Here is a 16,707-nt window from a genome sequence, read left to right as displayed (position 1 = left end):
CGTCCACCGGCGCGCCCGGTTCGGCCGCGGCCCACAGCGCTGCGCCTGCCCCGGTGCTGGCCCCGAAGTAGCCCACCCGGCACCTTGCGGTGTCCTCCCTGCCCTTCAGCCAGTGCGTTGCTGCCCTGAGCCGCCCTGCCAGCAGCGGGATGTCGAAGACATTTTCCCGGTTGACTTCCTCTGCGGGAGTCAGCAGATCCACCAGCAGGGTGCCCAGTCCCGCTCCCTGGAGGACGGAAGCAACGTAGCGGTTGCGCGGACTGTGCCGGCTGCTGCCGCTGCCGTGGGCGAAGACCACCACCGCCCGGCACTGCTCCGGAAGGTGCAGGTCGCCGTTGATTGACACGCCGTCCGCTGCGATCTGGACGTCCTGGTCCACCCCAACAGCCCGGCTTGGGCGGTCACGGCGCTCCCGCCGCGCCGCGGCGTCGAGAAGACGGACCACTTCCTCGTCGGCGGTGGGCGAAAAGTCGCGGTAATAGTAGCCAACGGCCTGGAAACTGCGGGGGGAGATCAGGGAAAGGACCTGGTCCGCCTCCGGCACTGAGTCCATGGCCCGTTCCGGGGCTATCGGGACTGCCAGGATCACTTTTACTGCGCCGAGCTGCCGTGCCACCTTGCATGCCACCCGGGCCGTTGATCCGGTAGCGATGCCATCGTCCACAATGACGGCAGTACGTCCCGTGAGGTCCTTGGGGGTCCGTCCCTGGCGGTACCGTTCCAGCCTGGATTCCAGCAGCGCACGCTCACGCGCCTCTACTGTCCGGAGATCATCCTCTGTGACCCTTGCAACGGAAACGACCCGCCGGTCCAGTACCCGGGCGCCGCCTTCCGCGATGGCACCCATGGCCACCTCCGGCTGGAACGGCACCCCCAGTTTGCGCACAACAATCACGTCCAAGGGGGCATCCAGGGCCTTCGCAACCTCGGCCGCGACAGGAACACCGCCCCGGGGCAGGCCCAGGACCACCACGTCCTTCCCGCGCAGGCCGGCCAGGGCGAGCCCGAGCTTCCGGCCCGCTTCCACGCGGTCCCGGAACTCATACATCCGGACACCTCCTCGTGTGGAGATCCGTCGTGTGCTGCTGCGTCCCCGGAGAGGCCGGCCCCCTTTTCACTACACACCTGTCACTACACACCTGCCCCGGACAGCGGAACAGGGTCAAAAGCCCCGCCAGGCCAGCACGTCACTGCCCACGGCTGATCACCTGCGTCAGCGGCTTCCCAGCTTCTCGCGGCCGGGCTCTTCCGCCCGGCCCCGCCTGGCCTCCCGCATCGCCACTAGCCACGTCCAGCCCCGCCTGGCCAGGTCCAGGGGCTTGCCTTCGATCAGCAGCTTCCGTGTATGCACATCGAGGAATAGAAGGTAGAACGTAAATGCCAGAGCCGTAATGAAGGCCAGCGACGACGCATCGATAGGGAGCTCCACGAAAGACCAGACGGAGAGCTGGTCCTGCGCCCCGAACACCACAAAGAACGTCACGCCCACATACAGCGACCTGATCTGCCAGTCGTCACGGATTCCCGTGACGGCCAGGAACGGCAGGAACCAGAGGATGTACCACGGCTGGATGATGGGGGACAGCATCACGACGGCGGTGAACGCCAGCGCCATCCGGCGCACCGCCAGCGAATAGTCACCCCGGAACATCAGCAGCAGGACCAGCCCGATCGCGGCCCATTTCATGCCCGTCCGCAGCAGGGTGGCGAAGGTCCCGCCGGGGAGCCCCAGGACGTTGGCGAGGAACTCCACCTGCTGGCCCAAAAAGCCGGACGGCGAGTAGCCCGTGTACCCCGGCGTCGGGTCCATGATGGCCCAGGTCCAGCCGATGCCAAGGTTGTAGGGGATGCCGCTCAGGACCAGCACGCCGAAGCTGATGCCCGCCGTCGCAGCCCAGATCAGGAACTTGCGCGGCCACGACGCGGACGGGCCCGCCCACATCACGCCGATGAACGGCAACAGGAGCACGGTGATCGGTTTGATGCCGATGGACGCGGTGACCAGGAGGATGCCCACCAGGTAGCGGCGTGTGGCGGCGAAGTAGACGCCGGCGACGGCGAGCCCCACCATGAGGGCGTCGTTGTGGGCGCTGGCAATGAAGCTGATCAGGAACAGCGGGTTGGCCACCGAGATCCAGAGGGCACGGGCGCCGTTGATGCCGTGCAGTTCCGCCAGCTTGGGGACGTAGATGACGCACAGCAGGACGCCGACGCCGGCCAGGAGACGGAAGAGCAGCACGGACACGTCAGGCTGGGCACCGGTCAGCCCCACCACCCCGCGTGCCAGCCAGAGGAAGTAGGGCCCGTAGGGTGTCCGGTTTTCAGCCCACGCAGGGTCTGCCCCCAGCGAGAACCAGTTGCTGAGGCTGGAGATGCCCACCTCGTACGGGTTTTGGCCCTCCATCACCAGCCTGCCCTGGCCGGTGTAGGCGTACACGTCCCGTGAAAAAACCGGGACGCAGAACAGCAGCGGCAGCGACCAGGCGGAGATGGCCACCACCACGGACCGCAGCGCGGACTGCCCCCAGTCCGCCAGCCGCTGGCCCAGCCGAAGCCAGGAACGGATCAGCACCATGGCGCCCACGGTGAGCAGCACGGTGGACACCGTCACTCCCCAGCCTTCCGTGCGGAGGGCAATGACCACCGGCTGGCGGATCATGGGTGAGCCGTTGGCGATCCAGCCCGTGCCAATGGAGCCGGTAAACATCATGAGGGCTCCAATGAAGCCCTCAAGGGTAGCGAGGTAGGCGCGGCCCGTGGCCGGGCCGGAGGCTTTGGCCGGCGCACCCGGCTGAGTCTCCGAAGTCCCGGGGTGTGACCCGCCTGCCGTCATGAGTGTCTGGTCCCTTACTTGGTTACGGCGCTGGTTGGACCAGCAATAAGGCCGCCCTGCAACCACGCCATTTTATCAGCAGGGTTTCCCGCTGCCCTTGGGTTACGGACCGCCCGTAAGCCACAGTTTGGCAACAGGGCAAGGCGCACGGCCTGCGCGCGCCTCGGTCCGCTGGGCCCTGCTAGCGCAACCTGTCGCTGCGGGCAGTCTGGTTCCGGCCCAGCGACTTGGCCATGTAGAGTGCGGCGTCGGCTGAGGCGATCAGGCGCTCCACGTCCGTCGAGGCGCCGTCGTAGGTGGAAATCCCGTAGCTGGCGGTGGGCATCTCCATCCCGTCCGCCGTGGTTGCCGCCGCAAGGCGGTTGCTGATCGACTCGGCGATGAGTTCCGCCCGTTCGGCGCTGGCGCCGGGGACGAGGATGACGAATTCCTCCCCGCCGTAGCGGCCCACCAGGTCGGTGGGGCGCACCGTGGCAATGCACGCATCGGCGAAGGTCTGCAGGGCGAGGTCCCCGGCGGCATGCCCATAGGTGTCGTTGACGGACTTGAAGTGGTCCAGGTCTGCCAGGACAAGGGCACCGGATCCCCTGGTGATGGACAGGTCCGCCAGCTGCTCCGCAGCCATTTCCAGGAAGGCCTTGCGGTTCAGCAGCCCCGTGAGATCATCGCGGGACGCCACCACCCGCAGGGCCCTGGTCTGCTGTTCGCTGCTGAGGGCCGCCATGCTGAACGAGACCACCACCAGCAGGACCATGGTCACCAGGGTGGTGACCGCGGAACCGAAGACGCTTTGAAAAACCGGCCCGTGCTGGCCTTCCAGCATGAAGGCAACCCAGCGCAAAAGGTAGAACACGGACAGGCCGCCCGCGGCCACGGCCATGGGGATCCGGACCCGGGAGTAGCCCGGTTCCAGGCGCCAGAGTTCGCGGGATGCCAGTCCGATGGTGAGGCTCATGGCTGCCAGGAACACCGGCCCGCCGGACCAGGTGTTGGTGGCCGGGTCATCGAGGACCGAGGCCACCAGGGTAGCCAGGGGGATGCCGGTGAAGGCCCATTTTGGCGGCGACACGGTCCGCAGCGACCGGGCACCCGCCCACACGGCCACCCCGCCGTGCACCAGCAGCACGTTCCCCAGCGGGTTGGCCCAGACCTGGTGGGCCGTGCCGTCCAGCAGGAAGCACGCCGATCCTGACAGGAAAAACAGCAGCGCCAGGCACCACCAGCCGCTGTACGGCGAGCGCGTCACCCGGTAAGCGGAGAAATAGAAAAGGAACACCAGCACCAGCGCCATCAGGCCGAACGCAATCCGAAGGGTCGCGGTATCCAGAACCATGTTTGCCGAAATCCCCCTGATAACGAACAGTGCGCGGACCCTCAGTATCGCACCGGTCCGGGAGGCTGTCAGGATGGCGCTATCGGCCGGCCCAGGGCCTAAGGTGGTCAGAACAGCCAGCAGGACTGCCCCGAAAGGCCAGACCCATGTTCCTTCTCTTTGGTTTGAAGACAGTGCTGAAAGCGCTGCCCGGCAAACCGGCCACCTGCCAGTACTGCCGCTCCTTCGTCCACCACAGCCTTGAGGAGCGGGCCACCAAGTTCACGCTCTTCTTCATCCCGGTGTTCACCACGTCGCGGAAATACAACATCACATGCACCAACTGCGGGTACGTTTCGAGCATCTCGGCGCGGCAGAAGCGGGCGCTGGAACTGCAGCGGTAGGCCAGGCCCCGTGAGGGGCCGTAGCCGGACTTTAGCCGCCGAACAGCGGCGAGAGGGACGTCCAGAACTGCCGGAGGCCCAGGACAATGAACAGCAGGGCACAGATCCCCAGTGCGATGTTGGAGTGGAGCTTGTTGGCCCACGCCTTGGGAATCCGCCGGCCGTTGAGCAGCCCCAGCAGGGTCAGTGCAAGGAACGGCATGAACAGCGAACCCAGCGCCCCGTACAGCAGGATCAGGCCGATCGGCTGGCCCAGCGCAAACAGGACCATGGGCGGGAACGTCAGCCACAGGATGTAGAACCTGAAGTACTTTCCGCCCACGCGGGTATCCGGGTGTCCGGATTCCTTGCCCCGCATGTTGCCCCAGAAGTCGGCGAACATCAGGGAGACGCCGTTCCAGACGCCAATGATGGAGGAGAAGGACGCGGCCCAGAAGCCCACCAGGAACCCGGTACCCACAACGTCTCCGTATTCCGCCTTCAGCACACCGTAGAGGTCAAGCAGCCCTTCGTCACTGGCGGAGAGGGACACACCCGCGGAGCGCACAACCTCAGCGCCCACAATGAGCATGGCGATGACGAAGATGCCGGTCATGACGTAGGCCATGGAATTGTCGATCCGCATGACCTTCATCCACTTGGGCGTGTACCAGCCCTTCTCGCGAAGCCAGTAGCCGTAGGCGGCGAGCGTAATGGTGCCGCCCACGCCGCCGGCCAGCGCGAGCGTGTAGAAGATGCCGCCGTCCGTCGAGGGGATCATCGGGATGAGCCCGGCGAGCATTTCCGGAATGTTCGGGGCGGCAATCACGGCCAGCCCCACCACTGTCACGAACATCATGCCCACCAGCACGGCGGTGATCTTCTCGAAGGTGGCGTATTTGCCCCACCACACCATCGCAAAGCCGGCGAGTCCCATCAGGATGGCCCACGCCCACAGCGGCAGGAAAGGGAATACGGCAGCCAGCGGCAGGGCCGCGGAGGACATGGCCGTGGCCCCGTACACGAATCCCCAGATCATGATGTACGGGCCGAAGTACCAGGTGGTCCATTTGCCCAGGGACCGCCAGCCCTCAAAGATCGTTTTTCCGGTTGCCAGCGTGTACCTGCCGGCCCCCTCGACGAGGATGATCTTCAGGACCACACCCACAATGACTGCCCAGAACAGGCCGTAGCCGTAGCGGGAGCCCGCCACCAGGGTGGCCACCATGTCAGCGGCACCCACACCCGTGGCCGCCACCACCAGGCCGGGACCGACGATGCGCCATTTCGCCGGACGGCCGCCGTCGTCATCAATCCTGTCCGCATGGCTGACGCCGGGCTGGCTCTCCTTACCCGCGTTCACTACCGCGTCGTTCCGTGCAGCGGCCTTGTCCATGGCGTCATCGCCCATGGTTCCTCCTCGATTGTCCTGCAGCGTGGAAAACACAACTGCAGCCAACCTATGCCCGAACCGGTGCCCCATCAAAGAACTACGGGCCGGTCCGGGGCACTTTAGGGGAATCGATGTCCGTTCCCGGGCTCTGGTGGATTCCGCCAGCCGGGGCTAAAGTGGGATCCGCCGGATGACGCCGGCGGAACCAGGGGACCTGATACCGGTCACCCACGGCAGGAGCGGGAGGTGGTTTTGATGACTGTGGCAGCCCCGCGCACTGAGCGCTCCGCACCCCTCATCCAGACTCCTTCCCTGTACTGCACCGGCCCCGCCTGACCTCTCAGCGGAGCGCCACAACACCCGGGCCCACTGCGGCCGGTGCGCAGGGGCTTCCCCTGAGGTATCACAGTGAACACATCATCAGGCCGTGCCCTGGACAGCATCACCACCACAAGCAGCACCCCACATAACGCCTCTCCAAGCAGTATCGGCCCGCGTGCCTACGGCTACACCCCGGCGGTCGCCCGGCACTTCGACAACCACCCCCTGCCAGGGGCAACGGAGCGCGGCCGCGTGGTCCGCGTGGACCGTTCCCTGATCCTGGTGGCGGCGGGATCTGACCTGCTCCACCTTCCGTACCCGCTGACCGGTGAGGCGGCAGTTACCGGTGACTGGGTGTGGATGGGACCCAACAGGGCCGGCGAACGCCAGGTCCTCGGCGTCCTTCCACGGCTTTCGGAGCTCAGCCGGAAGCGCGCCTTCGAGGACTCCTCCGAGGCGCAGGTCCTTGCCGCCAACATGGACATGGTGGGCGTGGTGGTACCCGTGGACCGGCCGCTGACGCACAACCGGCTGGAGCGCACCCTCGTGGCAGCCTGGGACTCCGGCGCCACTCCCCTGGTGATCGTCACCAAGGCGGACCTCGCCGGGGTGGCGGACGACGTCGTCGGGAAAGTCATCCTGCAGGCGGCGGGCGTTGAGGTGGTGACCACCTCAGCCGAAACCGGTGACGGCATCCCCGAGCTGCTGGCGCACATCCCGGCGGACGGCACCATCGTCCTCCTGGGGCCGTCCGGCGCCGGGAAGTCCACGCTCATCAACGCCCTGGTGGGCCACGATGTCCAGCACACGGGGGAGGTGCGGTCCGGCGACTTCCGGGGTAAACACACCACCACATCCCGGGAACTCGTGCCCCTTCCCAACGGGACGGTCCTCATGGACACACCCGGGGTGCGGGGCTTCGGATTGTTCGACGCCGAGGACGGCATCGGCGGGATGTTCGGTGACATTGAAGCGCTGGCCGGCCAGTGCAGGTTCACGGACTGCGCACACCAGGGCGAGCCCGGCTGCGCCGTGCAGGAGGCCATCGCCGGCGGTGTGCTGGAGGAACGCCGCTGGCACAACTACCTGAAACTGCAGCGGGAGCTTGCCGCCCTGGCCCGCCGGAGCGACGCCGCAGCGCAGCGTGCCTACCAGCGGGAATGGCACCAGAAAGTGGTGATGGCAGGTAAGTCCCAGCGTTCCGCCGAACGCGACCTCTCTGAACAGCGTGGACGGCAGGACCGGCCGGGGCGCAAGCGGCGCTGAACCGCGGCGGTGCCCTGCAGCGGCGGGGCACCGCGTCCCCTGCAACCGGTTGAGTCGATTCAACGTTGTAAAGTAGGCGGTACTGGCCTGCGGGCCGCGGTTGAACCTAAGGGACTGGGATGGCGGCAACTCTTCACGATGTGGCGCGTGTGGCGGGCGTGTCCTTCAAGACCGTCTCCAACGTGATCAACAACCACCCGCACGTCCGGGACACCACCCGCGCCAAGGTGGAAAAGGCCATTGCCGAGCTGGGCTACCGCCCCAACCTGACCGCCCGCAGCCTCCGCTCCGGGCACACCGGCGCCATTACCCTGGCCCTGCCGCAACTGAGCCTGCCGTACTTCGCCGAACTCGCGGACGCGGTCATCGAGGCTGCCGCCAAGCACGGGCTGGTGGTGCTGATCGAACAGACCGGCGCGGACCGGAAGCGCGAGCTTGAGGTGATGGCCAGCCCGCGCCTCAAGATGTCCGACGGCCTGGTCTTCAGCCCGCTGGCGCTCGGCCAGGAGGATGCAGACCTGATCAAGGCCGATGTCCCGATCGTCCTGCTCGGCGAGCGCATCTTCGGCAGTTCCTCGGACCACGTCACCATGCAGAACGTGACGGCCGCCCGGGCCGCCACCGAACACCTGCTGGACCTCGGGAAGAAACGCATCGCCGTTGTCGGCGCCCACGAGGGCGAGGTCATCGGCTCCGCCGGCCTGCGCCTGCGCGGGTACAGGGAGGCGCTGGAAGGGCGCGGCATTCCGTACGACGACGGGATCGTCGCCTGCGTGGTGGACTGGCACCGGTCCAACGGTGCGGCGGCCATGCACGACCTGCTGGACCGCGGTGCCTCCTTCGACGCCGTCTTTGGGCTGAACGACACCCTTGCCCAGGGCGCCGTGCGCGTCCTGCAGGAAGCCGGCTACCGGGTCCCGGACGATGTCGCCGTGATCGGCTTCGACGACCTGGATGAAACCCGGTACACGCTCCCTACCCTCAGCACGGTGGATCCCGGCCGGACCGAGATCGCCGAGACCGCCATCCGGATGCTGATGGAACGGATCAAGGACCCGGATGGACTGCCGCCCCGGGAAGTGGAGACGGCGTTCCGGGTGGTGCCGCGGGAATCCACCGTGGGCGCCGGCCGGGGCGGTGCACGGCCCACCTGACGGTCCAGGCTGACCACGCCGCTCTGCGGGACTGGATCTACCCGCCGTGTCCCGTGGTGCTGCCGCGGACAACCAGCTCGGCCGGGTAGATGACCGGTTCCAGCTGCTCTTCCGGGTTTTCGATCGCGCGGATCAGGAGCTGCCCGGCTGTCACGGCCATGTCCACCATGGGCTGGGTCACCGTGGTGAGGCCCAGGCCGTTGGCGGCCAGGAGGGAATGGTTGTCGAACCCCACAACGGCAACATCCTCCGGAACCTTGTGGCCCCTGCCGCGCACTGTGTCAATAACTCCCAGCGCCATCAGGTCAGAGGCAGCGAAAACCCCGTCCAGCTCCGGCGACCCGGAGAACAGGTCCCGTGCCGCTTCGGCGCCACCCGCCGTCGTAAAGTCACCGTGGATGACGGGACCGGGCTGCAGCCCGGCCTCCCGGACACCCTGCATCCATCCTTCCAGGCGGTCAACGGCCGCCGTCATGTCGGCGGGCCCTGCCACCGTTCCCAGCCGGGTACGCCCCGTGGCGGCCAGGTGGCGGGCGGCAAGCCGGCCGCCCTCGAAGTTGTCCAGGTCCACATAGGGGACCCCGAACCCCATCGCCCAAGGCCTGCCGATGAAAACGGTGGGCAGGCCTGTTGTGCCAAGGGTCTCCGCCCAGTCGTCCGCCTCGTGGAACGAAACCACGATCGCGCCGTCGACGTGCCCGCCCCGCAGGTACCGCATGGTCCGGGCGGAGTCATCCCCCGCCCGGGACATCAGCAGCACCAGCTGCATGTCGGTGCCCCGGAGTGCCTCATTGACGCCGGTGATGACGGCGGCGAAGAACGGATCCATCATCACCCGTGCGTCCGGCTCCGGAATGACCAGCGCAACGGATCCGGTGCGCCTGGTCACCAGGCTCCGGGCCGCACGGTTCGGCGTGTACCCGAGGGCCACGATTGCGGCGTCGACGGCGGCCTGCGCCTCCGGACTCACCTTCAGCCCGCCGTTGATCGCCCTGGACGCGGTGGAGCGGGACACTCCGGCGGCCGTGGCGAGGTCCTCGAGCGTCGGGCTGGGCCGCCCTGCTTGCAGGAGACCGCGCCGGTGGGACTTTTGGTTCATTACACAGACAATACGACACCCGGCTCCGAAGGCAGCACGGGATTAGCGCCGGCCGGAACGGCGTTGGAATCAGCGACTGCCGAATACCACAAGGCGCTGGCTTTCGGGATGCGTTCCTGGGTTGCATAGTCCACCCGGACCAGGCCAAAGCGCTGGTGGTAGCCGAAGGACCACTCGAAATTGTCCAGCAGGGACCAGGCCAGGTACCCCCGGACGTCCACGCCGTCCGCGATGGCGCCATGCACTGCCTGGAGGTGGGCCTCGAAGAACCCCAGCCGGTCCTGGTCGTCCACGAAGCCCGCCTCGTCGGGGACGTCATCGTACGCTGCACCGTTTTCGGTGATGTAGATGGGGATCCCGGCCGGACCCGTGTACTCCCCCTGCAGCCTGTTGAGCAGGCGCCGCAGCCCCTCCGGCTGGACCTCCCAGCCCATTCCCGTCACCGGCAGGCCACGGGGTACCGAGCGGGCGCCGTCTGCTGCCACGAACGGCGAGGACACCGGGCGGGCGGGCTGCGCCGGCGCCGACGTCGTCTCCTGCCCAGCCTGCTCCCCGGGGTCCGCCAGGTCCTTCGTGAGGGACTCCCCGTGGTAGTAGTTGACGCCCAGCAGGTCCAGCGGCGTGGAAATGGCCTCCAGGTCCCCCTCCTGCACCAGGTCGGCCAGTCCAAGGTGCGCCACGTCTGCCAGAAGGTCGGCCGGGTATTCGCCCCTGAACAGCGGATCCAGGAAGATCCTGTTGAACTGGCCGTCGATCCGCCTGGCCGCGTCCCGGTCGCCCTCGCTGCCGGGATCCCGCGGATCCGGGACCGTCAGGTTCAGGGTGATGCCCACAGAGGCGTCCGGATCCTCGCGGCGCAGCACGCGGGCTGCCAGGCCGTGGCCGAGCAGCAGGTGGTGGGCGGCAGCCAGTCCTGCCCGCGGGTCCTGCCGTCCCGGCGCATGGACACCCGCCGCATAGCCCAGGAACGCCGAGCACCACGGTTCGTTGAGGGTGGTCCAGATCCGGACCCGGTCGCCCAGGACGCCGTGCAGGAGTGCCGCGTACTCTGCGAAACGGTAGGCGGTGTCCCGGTTGGCCCAGCCGCCCTTGTCCTCAAGCGCCTGGGGCAGGTCCCAGTGGTAGAGGGTCAGCCACGGCGTGATTCCGGCAGCCAGCAGTTCATCCACCAGGCGGGAGTAGAAGGCGAGCCCTTCCGGATTGGGCGTCACGCCGTCGGGCATGCAGCGTGCCCAGGACGTGGAGAACCGGTAGGCCTTCATGTGCAGCTGGCCCATGAGCGCCACGTCCTGCTTGTAGCGCCGGTAGTGGTCGCACGCCACGTCACCGTTGTGGCCGTCTGCCACGGCACCGGGCAGCCGGGCGAACACATCCCAGATGGAGTCCTGCCGGCCGCCGGTGTGTGCTGCGCCTTCAATCTGGTAGGCAGCTGTTGCTGCGCCCCAGAGAAAGCCCTCCGGAAACGGAAGTTGGGTGGGACTCATCCTTTGACTGCTCCTTGCATAATTCCAGATACGAGTTGACGGCCTGCCGCGATAAACAGGAGCAGGAGCGGGACGGTGGCCAGGACGGCTCCTGCCAGGACCACGGAGTAGTCCACGAAGTGGGCGGCCTGCAGCAGCTGCAGGGCCACCGGGAGGGTGGGGTTGGACGGGTCAAGGACAATGAACGGCCAGAAGAAGTTGGTCCAGGTGGCCACGAAGGTGAACAGGGCGAGCATGGCGGCCGCCGGGCGGGCGGCAGGGAACCCGATGTACCAGAAGGCCTGGATCATGGAGGCCCCGTCCATCCGCACGGCCTCGATGAGCTCATCGGGGAGGGCGTCTCGGAGGTATTGGGTCATCCAAAAGACGCCGAAGGCGGTAACGACGCCGGGGATGATGACGGCCCACAGCGAGCCGGTCCACCCCAGCTTGGACATCACGATGAACAGCGGGACGACGCCGAGCTGGGTGGGAACGGCCATGGTTGCGATGACGAACACCAGCAGCCCCTTGCTGCCGCGGAAGCGGAGCTTGGCAAAGGCGAATCCGGCAAGGGTGGAGAACACGACGACGGACGCCGCGGTCACGCACGAGACGATGAGGCTGTTGCCCATTGCCTTCCAGAACGGGATGCTGTCAAAGACTTTCGCCGCGTTGGCCAGGAAGTTCCCCCCGGGCAGCAGCGGGATGCCGCGGCTCAGGACCGTGTTGTCGTGGCTGCCCACCAGGAAGGACCAGTAGAGCGGAAAGAGGGACGCCAGCAGGACTGCACCCAGGAAGCCGTAGGTGAGGAAGCCGGGCCGGCGGTCACTTCCGTGGCCGGACCTTGGTTTCCGGGCACCTGGCCCGCGCCGCGCTGCTGCCTTGGCTGCCCCTTTCCCGGCGGTCTGTTCGATCATGGGGATGGAGCTCACTTGCGGCCTCCCTGGCTTGCGATGCGCTTGGTGATGAGGAAGTTGAGCAGGGCGATCAGCACAATGATCAGGAAGAGCAGCCAGGCCACGGCCGAGGCCCTGCCGAAGTTGCGCTGGCCCCAGCCGAGTTCCCAGATGTACATGGTCAGCGTCTGCCACTGCCGGTCCGCTCCGCCCAGGCCGGACTGGTCAAAGACCCGCGGCTCGTCGAAGATCTGCAGGCCGCCGATAGTGGAGGTGATCACCACGAAGATCACCGCTGGCCGCAGCATGGGGACAGTCACGGAGAAGAACTGCCGCAGCCGGCCGGCGCCGTCGATCGTTGCTGCCTCGAACACGTCGCGCGGGATGGCCTGCATGGCCGCGAGGAAGATCAGCGCGTTGTAGCCGGTCCAGCGGAAGTTCACCATGGTGGCGATGGCCAGGTGGCTCGCAACGGAGTCGGAATGCCACCGGACCGGGTCCAGCCCTGCCGCCTTCAGCATCTCGTTGATCAGCCCGAACTGGTCCGCGAAAAGGTTGTTGAAGATCAGGCCTACCGCCACTGGCGCCACCACGAACGGCACCAGGACCCCCATCCGCCAGAACGTCCTGGCCCTCAGGTTCGCGTCCAGCACCGCCGCTATCACCAGGGCGATAACAACCTGGGGGACGGAGGACAGGATGAAGATGCTGAAGGTGTTGCCCACCGCGTTCCAGAAGTAGGGCTGCGCTACGACGAAGGCATAGTTTTCCAGGCCCGTGAACTTTCCCTGCCCGCCGATGAGGTTCCAGTTGTGCAGGGAAACCCATGCCGTGTACACCAGCGGAAAGAGCCCGGTGACGGCAAACAGGAGAAAGAACGGCGAGATGTAGAGGTAGGGGGACAGCTTGACGTCCCATTTGGAGACCTGCTGGGAGAAGGCCAGGCGCCGGACACCCTTCGTGTCCTCAGGCGGGACCTGCCCCGCAGCACTCCGTGGCCGTACCCGGTCGGTGACAGCCATGCCTAAAGGGACTTCACTGCGGTGACGAACTTCTCCCAGGAGGAGGCGGCGTCGTCCGACTTGTCAACGTCCACGCGGGTGAGGGCCTGCTGCATGGCGTCATTGATGGCGAAGTACTTGGTGCCCTTGAAGGGCGTGACGTCAACGGCCTTGGCGCGTTCGGCAAAGATCTGGCCGGTGGGCGCGCCGTTGAAGAATTCATTCGTCTGGCCCAGCAATTCGCTGCTTTCGAGTGCCTCTTTCTGGCTGGGGAAGGTGCCCTTGGCGGTGAAGGCCTTGATCTGCTGCTCAGGGGCGGTCAGCCAGCCTGCCAGCTTCTTGGCCTCGGCCTGGTGTTCACCCTGGGTGGGGACCGTCAGGTAGGACCCGCCCCAGTTTCCGCCGCCGCCGGGGAAGACGTTCGCCACATCCCAGCCGGTGACCCCGGCCGCGTTACCCTCGATAACCCCCAGCATCCAGCCCGGGCAGAGGGTTGTTGCGAAGGCGCCTGTTTGGAAGCCGGAGGCCCAGTCATCGCTCCACTGGCTGAGGTGGGCGGACAGCCCGTCCTCGGTGGAGGCCTTCAGGACCTGGTTGTAGGTGTCCTTGACCTTCTGGTTCTCCGTGGCGATGACGGTGCCGTCCTCCTCCTCGTAGACCTTCTCAAGCTGGTTGCTCATGCCCTGGTAGATTGCCCCTGCCGAGTCGAACCAGGCGGAATCAGGGTTTGCGGCCTTGTAAGCCTTGCCGGCTTCGAAGTAGCTGTCCCAGCTGGTCCCCAGCATTTCGGCAACCTCCCCGCGTTCGCTGGGCATGCCGGCCTTCTTGAGCAGCTCGGCGTTGTAGCAGACGGCCTCCGGGCCGGAGTCCGTCCCGTAGCCAAGCAGCTTGCCGTCGGCGGTGGTGGCGGCCTCGGCCTTCCAGTCCAGCCAGCGTCCTTCCACGGCGGGATCGGCCAGGTCGGCAAAGCGGTCGGGGTACTGCAGGAGCTCCGGAAGCCAGTCCACCTCAACGGCCTCAATATCGGACAAACCGGAGCCGGCGGCCAGGCGCGTGGTCAGGTTGTCCCGTGCTTCGTTGGTGGTTGCCGCCTTCTTGTGCTCAATGGTCACGTTTGGGTTCAGCGTTTCGTACTCTTCGAAAAGCTCCTCGTAGCCGAACTCATTGAAGGTGCCCACCGTGAGCGTGACGGGATCGGAACCGGTGGCATCGTTGACGCCGCCCTTCTCGGACGCTGCTGATCCGCAGGCCGTCAGCGACAACGCCAGGCAGGCGGCCGCTGCGGACAGCACGGTGAACTTGGTTGGGTTTTTCACGGGGAAGACTCCTTCGTCAGAAAAATGCCTTGCCGATCTGCGTGGACGGCTGAAGGCGGAGAAGTGGCGAGCGGCGGACCCGGGTGGTGACCTGCGGTGGGAGCGCTCTCACCACATGGTGTCCCACCTCACAGGTTCTTGTCAAGAAGTCGTAGGAGCGCTTCCACCCCACCCTTGCCCACGCCACTTGGCAGTGTTACGCTTCCCCGACGAGAGCGCTCCCACCGCCGCAGCTTCACCCTGCCGCCCACGCTCGACGAATCCCACCAACGAACAGGACCAGCAATGCCGCTAGCCCACGTCCCCCATCCTCCGCGTCCAGACGGGCCCCATAAACCGCACCTGCGGCTCACCCCGGGCCGGCGCCGGCACGTCGCCGGCAGCGTCGCACTCCTGGCCGGCCTGGTCGCCAGCGGAGGAAGTATGGCCGCCGCTGCGCCGGCCGCTCCCGCCGCCTCGCAGGCATCGGTGCAACAGGCTCCCGCACCGGCCGCTCCCCCTGCCCTCCCCCAGGCCGCAGATCCGGATTTTGGCCCCAATGTCCGGATCTTCGACCCCAGCATGCCGGTGGCCGATATCCAGGCCACGGTTGATTCCATCGCCGCTGAACAGGTGGACGATGAGATGGGGTCCAAACGCTACTCCCTGCTGTTCAAGCCGGGAACCTACGGCAGCGCCGAGGAGCCGCTCATTGTCCAGGTGGGCTACTCCACCGAGGTGGCAGGGCTGGGCGCTTCCCCCACGGATGTCACCATCAACGGGCACGTGGACGTCTACAACCGGTGCCTCACCGCGGATAACTGCATTGCCCTGAACAACTTCTGGCGCTCCCTGTCCAATCTCACCATCAACGTCACCGGCCTTGAGGGCTGCCGCGGCTCCGCGAATTTCTGGGCGGCGTCGCAGGCGTCGCCCATGCGGCGGATCAACATCACCGGCGGCAACCTCTCCCTCATGGACTACTGCACCGCCGGACCGCAGTACGCCAGCGGCGGCTTCATCTCCGATTCGAAGACGGGCGATGTCATCAACGGCTCGCAACAGCAGTACTTCGTGCGTGACAGCAGCATTGGCAACTGGTCCAACGGGGTCTGGAACCAGGTCTTCTCCGGAGTGGACGGGGCGCCGGCGCAGTCATTCCCGAACCCGCCGTACACCACCCTCGCGGGCACACCGATCAGCCGCGAGAAGCCCTACCTCACCCTGGATTCCGCGGGTGAGTACAGCGTGTTCGTTCCCGCCGTCCGCATGGACTCCTCCGGGACCACCTGGGAGAACGGCCCGACGGCGGGGCGCAGCATCCCGCTGTCCGATTTCTATGTGGCCCGCCCCTCCGACTCCGTCAAGACCATCAACTCCCAGCTGGCACGCGGGAAGAACCTGCTGCTCACCCCGGGGGTCTACGGCATCGATGAGAGCATCGAGGTCAAAAGGGCCAACACCGTGGTCCTGGGACTGGGCATTGCCACCCTCACCGCCGTCGACGGCGCCGTCCCGCTGACGGTCGCGGACGTGCCCGGCGTGGACATTGCCGCCGTCACGATCGACGCCGGTGAAGTGAATTCACCGGCTTTGATGCGGATCGGAAAGGCGCGGCAGGGCGGGGGCAGTGGGTCTGCGAACTCGGCTGTCCACACTGATCCTGCCAATCCCACCACGCTCCACGACGTGTTTTTCCGCATCGGCGGGCCGCATGTGGGCAAAGCCTCTGTCAGCCTGGAGGTCAACAGCGACAACGTCCTCCTGGACCACATCTGGGCCTGGCGCGCCGACCACGGCAACGGCGTGGGCTGGACCACCAACACCGGCAGGAACGGCGTGATCATCAACGGAGACAATGTCACTGCCACCGGCCTGTTCGTGGAGCACTACCAGGAGTACAACGTCATCTGGAACGGCGAAAACGGCCGGACCGTCTTCTTCCAGAATGAACTGCCCTACGACGCGCCCAACCAGGCCGCCTGGCAGCACGACGGGGTCCTGGGCTGGGCCGGCTACAAGATCGCAGACTCCGTCACAACCCACGAACTCTGGGGCGGAGGCAGCTACGTCTACAACAACGTGGACCCCACCATCCATGCCACCCGTGGCTTTGAGGTGCCGGTGACACCGGGCGTGAAGCTGCACAGCCTGCTGACGGTCAACCTGGGCGCCGGCACGCTGGACCACGTCATCAATGACACCGGCGCACCCGTGTCAACGGACGCCGTCGGGGTGCCCAGCTACGTGCCCACCTTCCCCTAACCGACGAACCTCGCGAGTTTTTG

The 16,707-nt window shown here is 66.6% G+C and carries 13 protein-coding genes; 4 read left to right on the top strand and 9 right to left on the bottom strand.

The annotated features are described in order from the left end of the window. The 3 genes from ACKAE7_RS13320 to ACKAE7_RS13310 all read right to left on the bottom strand — a co-directional run. Window positions 1-1,048: phosphoribosyltransferase family protein (locus tag ACKAE7_RS13320; RefSeq protein ID WP_408979430.1), on the bottom strand; the 1,048-nt coding region annotated here is incomplete at its 3' end. Window positions 1,049-1,213: 165 nt separating this feature from the next. Next, complete coding sequence (mptB, locus tag ACKAE7_RS13315; RefSeq protein ID WP_188810553.1) at window positions 1,214-2,833, bottom strand: polyprenol phosphomannose-dependent alpha 1,6 mannosyltransferase MptB; 1,620 nt, start codon at window positions 2,831-2,833, stop codon at window positions 1,214-1,216. Between the two features lie 181 nt (window positions 2,834-3,014). Next, window positions 3,015-4,166 (bottom strand): diguanylate cyclase, encoded by a 1,152-nt coding sequence (locus ACKAE7_RS13310; protein WP_400602450.1) that lies wholly within the window; start codon window positions 4,164-4,166, stop codon window positions 3,015-3,017. A 146-nt stretch (window positions 4,167-4,312) separates the two neighbouring features. Here ACKAE7_RS13310 and ACKAE7_RS13305 point away from each other — a divergent pair, with 146 nt between their 5' ends. Then, window positions 4,313-4,549: a zinc-ribbon domain-containing protein gene (locus tag ACKAE7_RS13305; protein ID WP_104188935.1), complete on the top strand. Its 237-nt coding sequence runs from the start codon at window positions 4,313-4,315 to the stop codon at window positions 4,547-4,549. 31 nt (window positions 4,550-4,580) lie between these two features. On the opposite strand, the gene ACKAE7_RS13300 is transcribed toward ACKAE7_RS13305, so the two are convergent. Continuing rightward, window positions 4,581-5,939, bottom strand: coding sequence for an Nramp family divalent metal transporter (locus tag ACKAE7_RS13300; RefSeq protein ID WP_192044169.1), 1,359 nt, complete (start codon window positions 5,937-5,939; stop codon window positions 4,581-4,583). Between the two features lie 390 nt (window positions 5,940-6,329). Here ACKAE7_RS13300 and rsgA point away from each other — a divergent pair, with 390 nt between their 5' ends. Together rsgA and ACKAE7_RS13290 are read left to right on the top strand one after the other, a co-directional pair. Beyond that, entirely contained in the window at window positions 6,330-7,508 is a 1,179-nt protein-coding gene (rsgA, locus tag ACKAE7_RS13295) for a ribosome small subunit-dependent GTPase A (RefSeq protein WP_408979429.1), read from the top strand. A gap of 119 nt (window positions 7,509-7,627) precedes the next feature. After that, window positions 7,628-8,662, top strand: a complete 1,035-nt coding sequence (locus tag ACKAE7_RS13290) for a LacI family DNA-binding transcriptional regulator (RefSeq protein WP_191036013.1) — start codon at window positions 7,628-7,630, stop codon at window positions 8,660-8,662. Between the two features lie 37 nt (window positions 8,663-8,699). Here ACKAE7_RS13290 and ACKAE7_RS13285 read toward each other — a convergent pair whose 3' ends face one another. Genes ACKAE7_RS13285 through ACKAE7_RS13265 form a run of 5 tightly spaced genes read right to left on the bottom strand, consistent with a single transcriptional unit; the run spans window position 8,700 to window position 14,440 of the window. Continuing rightward, window positions 8,700-9,761 carry a LacI family DNA-binding transcriptional regulator gene (locus ACKAE7_RS13285; RefSeq protein WP_408979428.1) on the bottom strand — a complete coding sequence of 354 codons (1,062 nt, stop codon included), beginning with the start codon at window positions 9,759-9,761 and terminating at the stop codon, window positions 8,700-8,702. Then, window positions 9,761-11,245, bottom strand: coding sequence for a glycoside hydrolase family 1 protein (locus ACKAE7_RS13280; RefSeq protein ID WP_408979427.1), 1,485 nt, complete (start codon window positions 11,243-11,245; stop codon window positions 9,761-9,763). Before ACKAE7_RS13280 ends, ACKAE7_RS13285 begins: the two co-directional genes overlap by 1 nt. Further along, window positions 11,242-12,159 (bottom strand): carbohydrate ABC transporter permease, encoded by a 918-nt coding sequence (locus ACKAE7_RS13275; RefSeq protein ID WP_174180806.1) that lies wholly within the window; start codon window positions 12,157-12,159, stop codon window positions 11,242-11,244. Before ACKAE7_RS13275 ends, ACKAE7_RS13280 begins: the two co-directional genes overlap by 4 nt. Further along, window positions 12,156-13,145, bottom strand: a complete 990-nt coding sequence (locus tag ACKAE7_RS13270) for a carbohydrate ABC transporter permease (RefSeq protein WP_408979426.1) — start codon at window positions 13,143-13,145, stop codon at window positions 12,156-12,158. The genes ACKAE7_RS13275 and ACKAE7_RS13270 overlap by 4 nt, the downstream gene beginning before the upstream one ends. A 2-nt stretch (window positions 13,146-13,147) precedes the next feature. Further along, on the bottom strand, window positions 13,148-14,440 hold the full coding sequence (locus ACKAE7_RS13265) for an ABC transporter substrate-binding protein (protein ID WP_408979425.1): 1,293 nt from the start codon (window positions 14,438-14,440) through the stop codon (window positions 13,148-13,150). A gap of 285 nt (window positions 14,441-14,725) precedes the next feature. Between ACKAE7_RS13265 and ACKAE7_RS13260 the strand changes: the two genes are divergently transcribed. Beyond that, window positions 14,726-16,684: an adenylyl cyclase gene (locus tag ACKAE7_RS13260; protein ID WP_408979424.1), complete on the top strand. Its 1,959-nt coding sequence runs from the start codon at window positions 14,726-14,728 to the stop codon at window positions 16,682-16,684. Window positions 16,685-16,707 lie beyond the last annotated feature (23 nt).

The organism is Pseudarthrobacter sp. NKDBFgelt (genome assembly GCF_046097905.1).
In the GTDB taxonomy this organism is placed as follows: Bacteria; Actinomycetota; Actinomycetes; order Actinomycetales; family Micrococcaceae; genus Arthrobacter; species Arthrobacter polychromogenes.
Note: the sequence above shows the minus strand (reverse complement) of the source record. Positions and strands in the feature narration are given on the sequence as shown.